The organism is Arthrobacter sp. 10L430 (genome assembly GCF_056395245.1).
Window position 1 is genome coordinate 38,223 of sequence record NZ_JBFTJD010000015.1, and the last position, 13,253, is coordinate 51,475.

Sequence of the window (13,253 nt, forward strand, 5' to 3'; positions counted from 1 at the left end):
GGATGCTGGCATGAGCAACGACGCCCTTGATCCCGCTGCAGCCACGGCCGAGTACGGTCTCCCCGATCCCTCTGATGTCCTGGCGCTGGATTCGCTGCTGAGCCATGACGAGCTCGCCCTCCGGCAGCGGATCCGCGACTTCACCGACCAGCAGATCCGCCCGGACATCGCCGACTGGTATGACCGCGGCGTCTTTCCCCAGCACCTCCCCGCCCAACTGGGCGAGCTGGGTGTGCTGGGCATGCACCTGGAGGGCTACGGCTGCCCTGGCCGCTCCGCGGTGGAATACGGCCTGGCCGCCATGGAACTGGAGGCCGGCGACTCCGGGATCCGCACCTTCGTCTCGGTGCAGGGCTCGCTGGCCATGACCGCCATCTACAAATGGGGCTCCGAGGACCAGAAACAGGAGTGGCTCCCCCGCATGGCCGCCGGCGAGGTAATCGGCTGCTTCGCGCTGACCGAGCCGTCCGCGGGTTCTGATCCGTCGTCCATGACCACCATGGCCAGGCAGGACGGCACCGGGGAGGACGCGGGCTGGATCCTGGACGGCGCCAAGCGCTGGATCGGGCTCGCCTCCATCGCCGACGTCATGGTGGTGTGGGCCAGGACCGATGACGGAGTCCGCGGCTTCCTCGTGCCGGCAGGCACTGCGGGAGTCACCGCCGCGCCGATCGGCAGGAAACTTTCCATGCGCGCCTCCGTCCAGTGCGATGTAGTGTTCGACGGCGTGCGGCTGGGACCGGAGGCCCTGCTGCCGGGTGCGGTCGGACTCAGCGGGCCGTTCTCCTGCCTCAACGAGGCCCGCTACGGCATAGCCTGGGGCGCGATGGGCGCCGCCCGTGACTCCTACGAGGCGGCCCTGAACTACTCGATGGAACGGATGCAGTTCGGCCGGCCGCTCTCCGGCTACCAGCTCACCCAGGAGAAGCTGGTGAACATGCTGCTGGAAATCCAGAAGGGCACCATGCTTGCGCTGCACCTGGGCCGCCTCAAGGATTCCGGCAGGCTCCGTCCCGAACAGATTTCGCTGGCCAAGCTGAACAACGTCCGTGAGGCCATCAGGATCGCCCGCGAGGCACGGACCATTCTGGGCGGCAACGGGATCACCCTGGACTACTCGCCGCTGCGGCACGCCGCGAACCTGGAGTCCGTCCGCACGTACGAGGGAACGGACGAGGTCCATACCCTGATCATCGGACAGCACATCACCGGGCTGTCCGCCTTCCGGTGACGAGGTTGGCAGGAGCCGCTGGTTGAGCTTGTCGAAACCGGTTTCGACAAGCTCAACCAGCGAACAAGCTGCACCCCGGCACGCCAGACGCCGACGCGCGCTAAAGCACTCAGGCCGAGAAGCCGCCGTCGGCTTTGATCAGCTGGCCCGACACCCAGCGTCCCGCCGGGGACAGCAGGAAGGCGACAGTGCCCGCTACGTCCGCCGGAGTCCCGAGCCTGCCACCGGGCTGGCGACGGGACAGTTCCTCCCGAAGCTCCCCGTCCATCCAGCCGGTGTCCACCGGCCCCGGGTTCAGCACGTTCGCCGTGATGCCCAGCGGGCCAAGTTCCCGGGCGGAGGCGATGACGATCCGGTCCAGTGCCCCCTTGGACGCCCCGTACGGCAGGTTGAACGCTGTGTGGTCGCTGGTCAGCGCGACGATCGCACCGCCGTCGTCGGCTGCCTGCCGGGCGAATGCAGCGATCAGCTGCCAGCTGGCGCGCGTGTTCACGGCGAAGTGACGCTCAAAGCTTTCCAGCGTGGTGTCCAGGACGCCCGAATCAACGGACTCGGCGTGGCTCAGCACCAATCCGTGGAGCGTGCCCGTCTGTTCCGCGATGCCGGCCATCAGCCTGTCCACGGCCTGCGGATCCTGGAAATCGGCGGGCAGTGCCAGCACCCGGGCACCGATGGCTTCCAGCTCGGCGGTGAGCTGTTCGACGTCGTCAGGCTGGATTCCCCAGGGCATCCGGGCGTCGTACTCCTGCCAGTAGGTCAGGACCAGGTCCCAGCCGTCGGCAGCCAGCTGCCGGGCGATCCCGGCGCCGATCCCGGCCAGCCGGCCGGTGCCCGTGACGAGGGCCGTTTTGCGCTGGGGTTCAACCGCCTGGAGTTGCGCGTGGTCGGGTTCAAGGCTCATGCCGGCAGCTCCGCCACTTTGCCCCGCCGCAGCACCACGAGCCAGCAGGCCATGATGGCCAGGGCACAGAACACGCCTGCGCTGGAGGCCATGATCCACAGCCCGGGCGTCTGGATGTTGAGGTTCCCTGCCCCGAACGCGGTGCCGATGGTCTTGGGCGAGAAGAGGAACACGATGATTGAAACCCCGAGGACTACTCCCATGAGCCAGCGCATCAGCCGATGACGGTGAGGCGTCTCGCGCAGGGTCCAGGCAAATGCAGGCAGCACCGCCGCTATCCAGACCCAGTGGTGGGACCACGAAACGGGACTGACGAGCAGCATGGTGAGGGCCGTGGCGGAAATGGCCACCACCCTGGAGCCTTGGTCGCTGGCGGACTTGATGACGGCCGCGCCGAGGGCCACCACCAGGAGACTCAGGACCAGCCAGGGGAGAGTGACTCCGGCAGCAGGAACACCGAAGTGCAGCAGCGCCCCTTTAATAGACAGGTTGTCCACGTAGCCTGCCCCGCCGATCCGGGAGGTGTCCGGAAGGATGTCAAGCCAGAATTGCAGGGACTCTGCGGGTCTGATGAGCCAGCCCAACAGCACGGTGGAGGCGAAGCCGGCGCCCATGTTCAGCAGCCCGCGCCAGTCCCTGCGCACCAGGAAGTAGAGGCCGAACACCAGGGGTGTCAGCTTGATTCCGGCCGCCACGCCCACCAGGAAGCCGCTGCCGGGCAGGCCTCGGCTCCAGCGCGGGTTGCGGGCCAGGAGGTCTGCCGCCATCATCCCCATCAGGAGGATGTTGATCTGGCCGAAGGCCAGGGTCTCGCGCCACGGGCCCAGGTTGAGAACGGCCAGGAGCAGCACCACCGCGCCCAGGCGGTTGAGCAGCGAGGGCAGCGTGGCGGAGGCAAAGGTGCTGCGCCAGTCGGACTTGGCGTTCCAGTAGCGGACTCCGCGCGCCGCCACCCATGCGGCGACGGCCACCCCGGCGGCGTTGAAGAGCAAGAGAGCCGTTTCCTGCGGCAGCCTGGCAAGCAGGCTGAAGAGGAGCGCCGCGAACGGCGGATAGGTGAACGGAAGTTGCGGACCACCTGCCCATTCCAGTGTCAGACGGTAAAGGCCCGACGGCGCGAGGCCGGCTTCGTTCAGGACCTTGCCGCCGTGCCAGTAAACGCTGAAGTCCAGGCCCTTCTCGCCCCACGCGTCGAGCCGCGATGAGATGAAGATGGCGGCCGCCAGCACCGCGAGCAGCGTCAGGAACTCCGCGGAAAGCACCGCGGCCAAAGGACGGCGCAGGCGCCCCTCCGGGCAGGCGACCCTTCCGTCTTGTGCGTCAGCGGGCGTACTGCCTTGTGCTTGGGCGTCGAGCAGTGCCATTCAGTGTCCCCCTGATGTGCAATCCTGCCGAAGCGTGGATCCTGTATGTGCGCCTGATGCACGCGTTTTGCGCCGTGCCGCAGGACCCGCGCCCGACCAGGCGCCACCCGCTCATTCTACTGACCGCTGGCCGCTTGCTCCGGCGCCCCGCCTGCCGGCACCGGAATGTGGCCGCTCATGACGGAGCGCCGGACTTCTACGAAGCCGGCGGCGTCGCCGCTGCGGGCCGCCGAACGCCACTGCCGAATGTCAGGCAGCGCCAGCGGCGACCGGTGCTGGCTGCGCCTTGCCGGCATCCTTGCGCATCGTGGCGCTGATGACCGCGGCAATGGTGCACATCGCGGCAGCGGCGAACCACGCGTAGGTGTACTGGCCCGTGGCGTCACGGATCGCCCCTGCGGCCAGGGCTGCCGCTGCGGCGCCGAGCTGGTGCGCGGCGAAGACCCAGCCGAACACCACGCTGCCGTCTGCGCCGAACACCTTGCGGCAGATGGCGGCCGTGGGCGGCACGGTGGCCACCCAGTCGAGGCCGTAGATCACCACGAACACGATCATGCTGGGCTGAACCGACGCGCTCAGGAGCAGCGGGAGCACCAGCAGCCCGATCCCGCGGAACTGGTAGTACACGGCCAGCAGGATCCTCGGGTTAAAGCGGTCGGTCAGCCACCCGGAAGCGATGGTGCCCAGGATGTCGAAAATTCCGACGACCGCCAGCAGGCCCGCCGCGGTGGTCTCCGGCATGCCGTGGTCGTGGGCGGAGGGAATGAAGTGCGTCCCGATGAGTCCGTTGGTGGTGGCGCCGCAGATGGCGAATCCGGCCACGAGTGCCCAGAACGTGCGCACCTTGCTTGCACGCTTGAGCACCTGCAGCGCGCGGACAGCCGCGTTGCCGCTGGGCTGGGCGGCGGATCCGGTGACCACAGTGACAGCAACGGTGTTGGCCGGAGGGGCGGACTCCGGTTCCGAGTCGCTGACCGACGCCTCCGCGCCGTAAGGCAACACCCCGACGTCGGCCGGCGAGTTCTTCAGGAACTTCAGAACCAGCGGGACCACCGCCAGGGCGCCGGCCGCGATGAGGAGGGAGGCCTGGCGCCAGCCGGGATCCTGCGCCAGCATGGCCATGAAGGGCAGGAAGACCAGCTGGCCGGCGGCGCTGCCGGCGGTCAGGATGCCGATCACCAGCCCGCGGCTCCTGGCGAACCACGTGTTGGCGATGGTCGCCGCGAATACGAGCGCCATGGAGCCGGTCCCCAGTCCGATAAGCAGCCCCCAGGTCAGCAGGATCTGCCAGGACTGGCTGACCAGCACGGTCAGCGCGCTGCCGGCCCCGATCAGGACGAGCGCCACGGCCGTCACGGCTCGGATGCCGAACCGTTCCATGAGGGCGGCGGCGAACGGGGCCGTGAGGCCGAACAGGACCAGGTTGATGCTGACCGCGGCGGACAGCACCGTGGTGGACCAGCCGAATTCCTGCTGCAGCGGGACCATGAGCACGCCGGGCGCGGCCCGGAAACCGGCGGCGCCAACAAGAGCCAGGAACGCCACGGACGCCACAATCCAGGCCGGGTGCAACCGGCGCCGCCGCGGCGTCCCGGGGGTCGCGGGCTGCGTCCCGGGGGTCGCGGTCTGCGTGCCGGGGCTTCCGTGTTCCTGGGTTCTGGCGTCCGGGGCTTCGGCTTCGCTCACTTCGTTGCTGCTCATGCTGCGGCCCCTTGTTGTCCGGTTGCTTCCGTGGCGGCGGGTTCTATTTGCCCGTGCTCTGCTTGCTCGTGCCCTGCTTGCTCGAACCTCATCGGTTCCTGGTCGGAATCGGGCGCGGTTGCCAGCTGTACCGGCCTTCCGGTGCGCGTCAGGCTGTGCCAGCTCGTGTTGTCGGCCGTGAGCCGTTCACCGCATTCCACGCAGGTGTCCGCCGAGTTGGTCCGGTGCCCGCACCGGGAATGGATCACGTACATATGGGCGGCTTCGGACGGTGCGGGGAGATGCTTTTCCGCCCAGATCACCACGGCGTTGAGGACCGGCAGCGCATCCTCGCCCTTGGGTGTGAGCACGTACTCCTGGCGGGTGCGGCCGCCGTCGTCATACGGTTTTTTGGTCAGCAGCCCGGACTCGACGAGGGCGGCGAGCCGCTTGGTGAGGACCGAGTCCGCCACCCTGAGACGCTCCTTCATGGCGTCGAAGCGGCCGTTGCCGAAGAACACCTCGCGCAGGACCAGCATGCCCCAGGGGTCGCCGAGAATGTCGAGGCCGCGGGCCATGCTGCAGGTGCGTTGGGACCAGTCCGAGCGGAGTGCCATGAGGCGAGCCTAGATGACTTTCTTGAAGAAAGCCAGGCCCCGGGCGTTGATTCGGGCGTTGAGATGGGCATTTGGCGGCAATCCGCCTCGGGAACACTGTCGGCGAAATGTCACTTCGGCGCAGAAGGTACCTTCCGCAGCGCGGCCCGCGCGGGCCGGTACGCCAGGGCCCAGTAGCCGAGCATCGCCATGCCGCACAACACGCCAAGGCTGGAGACCATCAGCGGCCACGCCGTCCGCGGATTCACGCCCCAGACTTCGGCTCCGGCCATCATGGCGAGGTCCTTCGGGGTGAGGTAAAACGCCACTGCCGCCGCTGCCACGAGGATCCAGCCGGCCAGCCGCATCCGGCCCGCCCGGGAGGGAACCCGGTGCATCGCAAAGGCCATGGAAGGCAGTGCCACGGCCATCCACACCCAGTGGTGCGACCAAGAGATCGGGCTGATGAGAAGCATGAGCACCGCAGTCGCTGACACCGCCACGAAGTTTTCGTCGGCGGCAACGGTCCACTTGATCACCAGCGCGGCCACCGCCACGAGCGCGAGGGAGAGCACAAGCCACAGCAGGCTGGTGACCCCTGAGTCCGGCAGCCTTAGGTGCAGCAGCAGTCCCTTGACGGAAAGGTTGTCCACGTAGCCGGGATCGCCGATGCGGCCGGTGTCGGGAAGGATCTTTGTCCAGAACATGACCGAGGCGTTGGGCAGCACGGCCCAGGCCGCGGCGATGGATCCGAGGAATCCGGCGGCCATCCATCCCAGCGCCTTGAAGTCGCGGCGCACCAGGAAGTACAGCCCGAACACCAGCGGCGTGAGCTTGATCCCGGCAGCCATCCCGATCAGCAGCCCGGCGGGCCAGCGGATTTCTCCGGCGCGGGCCTTTCCGTGCAGGGCGAAGTCCGTCAGGATCAAGCCCATCAGGATGATGTTGATCTGCCCGAAAACGAAGGTGTCGCGCCACGGACCCAGGAGCAGAATGGCCCCCGTTCCGGCGAGCGCCACGGCCCGGAAACGCCAGTCCGCGAAGGTCTCGCGCCAGCGGCCCAGGCCGAAGTAATGCCGGCTCAGCCAGGCCGAGACCACCGCGGCTCCGGCCAGCGCCGCGCCAATGAACAGCATGCTGCTCTGGCCGAGGCTCATGGTGGCCAGCCCGGCGAACAGCAGGGCTGCGAACGGCGGGTACGTGAAGGGCAGCCCGTCGCGGACGGCGTAAAGTTCGCTGACCCCGCTCTCACCGGTCTGCAACACCTTGGTTCCGCCGTAGTAGTACACCTCGAAGTCGTTCATCATCGGGGCGTACTGGGTGTACAGCACCGCGAGGGAGGCGACGACGGCGAGCGCACCGGCCGCCGTCATCAGCCATCCGCGGGCGGTCTGCCGCCCTGTGGCCGGCGGCCGTGCCGACTTCCGAAGTGCTGACTGGGGTAGTGCTGACTGCGCCGGCGTCTGCGTCCGGTCGGGGGTCTCCGGAGCCGCCGTCACTGGATGAACGTGAAGGCTTGCTCGAGGTCCGCGATGAGGTCCTCGACGTCCTCGATGCCGCAGGAAAGCCGGATGAGGTTAACGGGGACCGCCAGCTCGGTGCCCTTCACAGAGGCGTGCGTCATTTCCGAGGGGTAGTTCATCAGGGATTCGATGCCGCCCAGCGACTCCGCCAGGGTGAACACCGTGGTGGATTCGGCCACCTTCCGCGCAGCCGCTTCGCCGCCCTTGAACTGCACGGAGATCATGCCGCCGAACTTCTTCATTTGCTTCTTGGCGAGCTCATGGCCGGGGTGCGAGGGCAGGCCCGGGTACAGCACCGCCTCAACCTCCGGGCGGTCCAGCAGCCATTCCGCCACGGCCTGGGCGTTGTCGCTGTGACGGTCCATGCGGACACCCAGAGTCTTCAGCCCGCGGGTGGTGAGGAAGGCGTCCATCGGACCGGAGACCGCGCCCACGGCGAACTGCACGAAGCCGATCTTCTCCGCCAGTTCGGCGTCATTGACCACGATCGCGCCACCCACCACGTCGGAGTGGCCGCCGATGTATTTCGTGGTGGAGTGGACCACGACGTCGGCACCCAGGGCGAGCGGGGTCTGCAAGTAGGGGGAAGCAAAGGTGTTATCGACGATCAGGAGGGCGCCGGCGTCGTGCGCCACCGTGGCGAGGGCCTCGATGTCGGTGATCTTCATCAGAGGGTTGGAGGGGGTTTCCACCCACACGAAACGGGTCTTGTTGGCGGCCACTGCGGCGGCGACTGATTCGAGATCTGACATGTCCACGGGGGTGTTGCCGATCCCCCAGTCGCCGAGCACGCGGCTGATCAGCCGGTACGTACCCCCGTAGGCGTCGTTGCCCAGCACAATGTGGTCGCCCGGCCGGCACAGGGCGCGGATGAGCGAGTCCTCGGCGGCCAGGCCGGAGCTGAAGGAATAGGCGTGGGTGCCGCCCTCAAGCGCCGCGAGCTGTTCCTGCAGGGCGTCCCGGGTGGGGTTCCCGCCGCGGCCGTACTCGTACCCGTCGCGCAGGCCGCCGATGCCGTCCTGCGCATAGGTGGAACTGAAGTGCAGCGGCGGAACCACGGCGCCGGTGCGGGGCTCGAAAGCCTGGCCGGCGTGCACGGCGCGGGTGTTGAATCCTTGGTTTTCAGAGACAGACATGAAGTTCCTTTCGGCTGGTATCCGGTGATCGAACGTGTCGAGATCAAGGTTTCGACAAGCTCAACCAACGGACTGGCAGGCTCAACCACCGGGTCAGTTGCTGAGGTACGCGAGGAGGTCGTGGCGGGTGAGGATGCCCACGGGAGCGCCGACGAACGTCACCATCACGGTATCGACGTCGGAGAGCAGTTCGCGGGCGGCCGAGATCGTTTCCAGGGAGCCGATCACCGGGAGCCGCGCGCCCATGTGCTCGGAAATCTTGTCCGTGAGCTTGGCCTCACCGCGGAACAGTTTGGCGGTCAGCGAGCGCTCGTCCACGGCTCCGAGGACCTCGCCCATCACCACGGGCGGTTCCTGGGACAGCACCGGGATGTGGCTGACGCCGAACTCGTTCATGATGTTGATGACATCGCGGACGGTCTCGTTCGGGTGGATGTGGACCAGGTCCGGCAGTTCGCCCGTCTTGGACTTGATGACCTCGCCCACGGAGGCTTCCTCGCCGCCGGACAGGAAGCCGTAGGAGCGCATCCACTGGTCGTTGAAGATCTTGGCGAGGTAGCCGCGGCCGGAATCCGGCAGGATCACCACCACCACTGCGTCCTCGGGGAGGTCGCGGGCGGTCTGGAGCGCGGCGACGACGGCCATGCCGGAGGAACCGCCCACCAGGAGGCCTTCCTCGCGGGCGAGCCGCCGGGTCATGGCGAAGGAATCAGCGTCGGTGACGGCGATGACCTGGTCCGGAACTGACTTGTCGTAGTTGGCGGGCCACATGTCCTCGCCCACGCCTTCAACGAAGTACGGCCTGCCGGTGCCGCCCGAGTAGACAGACCCTTCGGGGTCCGCCCCGATGATCTTGACCCGGCCGCCGTCGGACTCCGGACGGTTCGCCGAGACCTCCTTGAGAAAACGGCCCGTGCCGGTGATGGTGCCGCCGGTGCCGGCGCCGATCACGCAGTGCGTCACCGTTCCGTCGGTGTCCCGCCAGATTTCCGGACCGGTGCTCTCATAGTGGCTGCGCGGTGCCGCAGGGTTGGAGAACTGGTCCGGTTTGTAGGCGCCGGGGATCTCGGTGACCAGGCGGTCCGAAACGCCGTAGTAGCTCTGCGGGCTGTCCGGCGCGACGGCGGTGGGCGTCACCACCACTTCGGCCCCGTAGGCCTGGAGGACGGCCCTCTTGTCCTCCCCCACCTTGTCCGGCACCACGAAGATGCACTTGTAGCCCTTTTGCTGTGCCACGAGGGCCAGCCCGACGCCGGTGTTGCCGGAGGTGGGCTCGATGATGGTGCCGCCGGGCTTCAGCTTGCCGTCCCGTTCGGCTTCCTCGATCATCTTGGCCGCGATGCGGTCCTTGATGGAACCGCCGGGGTTCACGTATTCCAGCTTCACGAGGACGGTGGCTTTGATGCCGTCGGTGACGTGGTTGAGCTTGATCAGCGGGGTGTTGCCGATTAGGTCCAAAACGGACTGGGCGTACTTCATGGGTACAAACTTACCGTCTTGCCCGCATGCGGTCCTCTTGGCAGCTTTCGGTGCGAAGATTATGCGGTGACGCCCCTGCGCCTGCCGAAGAACTTGCGGAGTTATCTTCTCCCAGGCGTCATGCTTGCCGCGGGCGCCGGAACCCTCGCCGCCGGGTTCCTGCCCTGGGACTCGTTCCGGGAGCTGGCCGGACGCACCGTTCCCGTGCTGGCCTTTGTGCTGGCGATGACGGTGGTCACTGAACTGGTGGACGACGCCGGGCTGTTCCGGGTGGTGACCGACCGCATCGCTGCGCTGGGCCGGGGCAGCGTCTTCCTGCTGTGGCTCTTGGTGCTTGCCTTGTCCGCCGTCGCCACGGCGTTCCTGTCGCTGGATACCACTGCCGTGCTGGTGACACCAGTTGTGGTGCTCCTGGCGGTGCATGCCCGGATCCCTCCGCTGCCGTTCGCCTTGAGCACGGTATGGCTGGCCAACACGGCGTCGCTGCTCCTCCCCGTCTCCAACCTCACCAACCTGCTCGCTCAGGGAAGGCTTTCACTGACTCCGCTGCGTTTCGCCGGGCTGATGTGGGCACCTTGGCTAGTGGGCGTCCTGGTGCCCGCCGCACTGCTGTGGCTTGCGTTCCGCAAGGACCTTCGTGGCCGCTACGGTCCCCAGCCGGCGCACTGGGTGCGGGACCGGAGCCTGCTGAAGGCGGCCGGCGGAACCCTGCTCGTGCTGCTTCCGGCGTTGGTTTCCGGCGTCCCGGTGGCGATTCCCGCCATGGCCGCGGCAGCGTTCCTCCTGGCGGTATTCCTGTGGCGCCGCCCGTCCGCGCTGCGCTGGTCCATGGTGCCGTGGCGCCCGCTCATGCTGACGGCCGGGCTGTTCATGGTGGTGGAGGCCCTGCACTCTCACGGCCTCACGCAGGCGCTGGCCCCGGCGGCCGGGTCGGGTGAGACGTTCCCGGAGCTGCTGCGGCTGGCCGCGCTGGGAGCCGGTTCGGCCAACATCGCCAACAACCTTCCCGCGTACCTGGCCCTGGAGCCTGTGGCCGGCTCGCCGGTGCGGCTGGCGGCCCTGCTCATCGGAGTCAACCTTGGGCCCCTCGTTTCGCCGTGGGCTTCGCTAGCCACACTGCTGTGGCACGAGCGGCTCCAGACCCTGAACCTGCGAGTCCGGTGGGGTGGCTTCGCACTGGCCGGCCTCGTCGTCGTCCTGCTGGCGCTGCCGCTGGCAGTGCTTGCGCTGTGGCTGGGCAACGGGATGCCCTGAATTTTCTGCTGGGGCGCCCTAGCCAAAAACCATCCCGGCACGGCAGGCTGGCTACGCATCCTCCCTCAGCTTTCGACGAAAGGAACCCCTGCCATGGACTGGACCCTCGAAGTGGTGGTGCTGCCGGTGAGTGACATCGGCCGCGCCGTGGAGTTTTACCGCGACAAGGTTGGCTTCAACCTTGATCACGACACCAAGAATGAGCACATGCACGTGGTCCAGCTGACGCCGCCTGGCTCAGGCTGTTCGATCGTAATCGGCGATCTCCCCGCCCAAAACGAGATGGCCCCCGGGTCCATGCGCGGACTGCAGCTGGTGGTGCCGGACGCCCGGGCCGCGCGCGACGAGCTGCTCAGCCGGGGCGTGGAGGCGAGCGAAATAACCGTCTTTGACGAGCGCGACGGCGGCACCTTCTTCGGGTTCAGCGATCCCGACGGCAACACCTGGGCCGTGCAGGAACTCAAGGTCCGCGCCCAGAAGCCGCTGATCCCGGCGGAGGCCCGCTCCCGCTTCGGCGAGGACTAGCTTTAGCCCGCTGCGCCCTCCGCACCGCCGGCAGCCCCGGCCGCTTCGGCCGGAAGGTTCTCCCACAGGCCCAGGACGTTGCCCTCGGTGTCCTTGAAGTAGGCATAGAAGCCCATGCCGGGGATGGCGTCCTTTGGCTTGACCACGGAACCGCCCAGCTGCTCGACCGTCCGCAGGGTGGCGTCGATGTCGTCGACGTCCACCGTGATGACGGGCGTCGTCAGCTCGCCTTCCCGGGCCATCATGCCGCCGTTGATGGCTCCGGGTTCAGTAGGCCTGCCGGTCTGTTCATCCATCGGGGTGGTGATGACCACGTTGTAGTCCATCTCCGGCATGGGGTCGATCCGCCAGCCGAGGGCCTGACTGTAGAAGTTTCTCGCCCGGTCCTGGTCGTCCGCGGGGATTTCGAAATGCACCACTCCACCCATTGCGCTCACCTGACAGTTTGAAGGGAAGACGCGGCGGACCCGCGCCACACCTGGGATTGTAGTCCTCCGCACCGTACTGGTTAAGGGCTGTCCGGAAGCTCCCCGGCACGCGGTGTCAGCGGTCCGTGGGACGATGATTCAATGACCATCACAGACGTCCCCGCCAGCGTTGCCGCTGCCGCTGACGCCTCCCTGCGGTGGCACCCCGGAGGCCCCTACAGCCTGCGCCAGACCCTGGGCACGCTCATGCGCGGCAACGGAGATCCCTCATTTGCTTCCCGGCCGGAGGGCCTGTGGATGGCATTCACGATGGCGGACGGTCCGGTCACGCTGCGGCTCACCAGCGCCGAAACAGGGCCGCAACCCTACGTCGGTGTGCAGGCGTGGGGTCCCGGTTCCGCTGCGGCCCTGGCCGCCGTGCCCCGCCTGCTGGGCGCCGAGGACGATTGGTCGGCGTTTGACGAGGCCGTGTTCCATGCGACGCTCCCCCGCATGGTCCGTGACGCCCGACGCCGGAACCTCGCCGTCCGGCTGCCCTCCACGGGGCGCATGGCGGACTCGCTCGTGCCCACCATCCTGGAACAGAAGGTCACCGTCATTGAGGCGCGGCGCGGCTACCGCTACCTCATGTACCGCTATGGCACGCCAGCACCCGGCGCGGGTTCCAGTGCACCGGCCGGGCTTCTCGTCAAGCCCACTCCTGAGCAGTGGCTCCGCATTCCGTCCTGGGAATGGCACAAGGCCGGAGTGGGTCCCCAGCGTTCGGCCACCGTCATGCGGGCGCTGCGTTCCGCCGTCGCGCTTGAACGGCTGGCCCAACTGCCGGCGGCGGAGGCTGCAGCGAAAATGCAGACCATTCCTGGCATAGGTGTGTGGACAGCCGCCGAGGTGGTGCAGCGGACGCACGGCTGCCCGGACTCGGTCGCCGTGGGCGACTACCATCTGGCAGCCTATGTGGGCGCCGCGCTGACCGGCAGGAGAACTGACGACGCCGGCATGCTGGCCCTGCTGGAGCCGTGGAAGGGCCACCGGCAGCGGGTGGTCCGCATGATCGGTCTCAGCGGCTTCCGGAAACCCACGTTCGGCCCGCGCATGACCATCCAGGATCACCGCCGGCACTGAAACCAACGCGGGGT

The 13,253-nt window shown here is 67.7% G+C and carries 12 protein-coding genes; 4 read left to right on the top strand and 8 right to left on the bottom strand.

The window, feature by feature from the left end:
* The first annotated feature begins 10 nt into the window (after positions 1–10).
* Entirely contained in the window at positions 11–1,231 is a 1,221-nt protein-coding gene (locus AC1DDG_RS13935) for an acyl-CoA dehydrogenase family protein (protein ID WP_476876512.1), read from the top strand.
* 109 nt (positions 1,232–1,340) lie between these two features.
* Here the strand turns inward: AC1DDG_RS13935 and AC1DDG_RS13940 are convergent, their stop codons facing one another.
* The 7 genes from AC1DDG_RS13940 to AC1DDG_RS13970 form a co-directional block, all read right to left on the bottom strand.
* A complete protein-coding gene (locus tag AC1DDG_RS13940) occupies positions 1,341–2,132 on the bottom strand; it encodes an SDR family oxidoreductase (protein WP_476876513.1) in 792 nt (263 codons plus the stop codon).
* Positions 2,129–3,496 carry a glycosyltransferase 87 family protein gene (locus tag AC1DDG_RS13945; RefSeq protein ID WP_476876514.1) on the bottom strand — a complete coding sequence of 456 codons (1,368 nt, stop codon included), beginning with the start codon at positions 3,494–3,496 and terminating at the stop codon, positions 2,129–2,131. Before AC1DDG_RS13945 ends, AC1DDG_RS13940 begins: the two co-directional genes overlap by 4 nt.
* Before the next feature lie 249 nt (positions 3,497–3,745).
* Positions 3,746–5,197: an MFS transporter gene (locus AC1DDG_RS13950; protein ID WP_476876515.1), complete on the bottom strand. Its 1,452-nt coding sequence runs from the start codon at positions 5,195–5,197 to the stop codon at positions 3,746–3,748.
* Positions 5,194–5,793, bottom strand: a complete 600-nt coding sequence (locus AC1DDG_RS13955) for a winged helix-turn-helix transcriptional regulator (protein ID WP_476876516.1) — start codon at positions 5,791–5,793, stop codon at positions 5,194–5,196. The genes AC1DDG_RS13950 and AC1DDG_RS13955 overlap by 4 nt, the downstream gene beginning before the upstream one ends.
* Before the next feature lie 110 nt (positions 5,794–5,903).
* On the bottom strand, positions 5,904–7,145 hold the full coding sequence (locus tag AC1DDG_RS13960; protein ID WP_476876517.1) for a glycosyltransferase 87 family protein: 1,242 nt from the start codon (positions 7,143–7,145) through the stop codon (positions 5,904–5,906).
* A gap of 122 nt (positions 7,146–7,267) precedes the next feature.
* Positions 7,268–8,431, bottom strand: a complete 1,164-nt coding sequence (locus tag AC1DDG_RS13965; protein ID WP_476876518.1) for a cystathionine gamma-synthase — start codon at positions 8,429–8,431, stop codon at positions 7,268–7,270.
* A 93-nt stretch (positions 8,432–8,524) separates the two neighbouring features.
* The gene (locus tag AC1DDG_RS13970; protein ID WP_230117486.1) at positions 8,525–9,910 is read right to left on the bottom strand and encodes a cystathionine beta-synthase; all 1,386 of its coding nucleotides are present in this window, start codon (positions 9,908–9,910) and stop codon (positions 8,525–8,527) included.
* 120 nt (positions 9,911–10,030) lie between these two features.
* Here AC1DDG_RS13970 and AC1DDG_RS13975 point away from each other — a divergent pair, with 120 nt between their 5' ends.
* Positions 10,031–11,164: an SLC13 family permease gene (locus AC1DDG_RS13975; RefSeq protein WP_230117485.1), complete on the top strand. Its 1,134-nt coding sequence runs from the start codon at positions 10,031–10,033 to the stop codon at positions 11,162–11,164.
* 93 nt (positions 11,165–11,257) lie between these two features.
* The gene (locus tag AC1DDG_RS13980; protein ID WP_476876519.1) at positions 11,258–11,689 is read left to right on the top strand and encodes a VOC family protein; all 432 of its coding nucleotides are present in this window, start codon (positions 11,258–11,260) and stop codon (positions 11,687–11,689) included.
* A 2-nt stretch (positions 11,690–11,691) separates the two neighbouring features.
* Here AC1DDG_RS13980 and AC1DDG_RS13985 read toward each other — a convergent pair whose 3' ends face one another.
* Entirely contained in the window at positions 11,692–12,117 is a 426-nt protein-coding gene (locus AC1DDG_RS13985) for a VOC family protein (protein WP_476876555.1), read from the bottom strand.
* A gap of 141 nt (positions 12,118–12,258) precedes the next feature.
* On the opposite strand from AC1DDG_RS13985, the gene AC1DDG_RS13990 reads away from it, so the two are divergent.
* A complete protein-coding gene (locus AC1DDG_RS13990) occupies positions 12,259–13,239 on the top strand; it encodes a DNA-3-methyladenine glycosylase family protein (protein ID WP_476876520.1) in 981 nt (326 codons plus the stop codon).
* Positions 13,240–13,253: the final 14 nt, after the last annotated feature.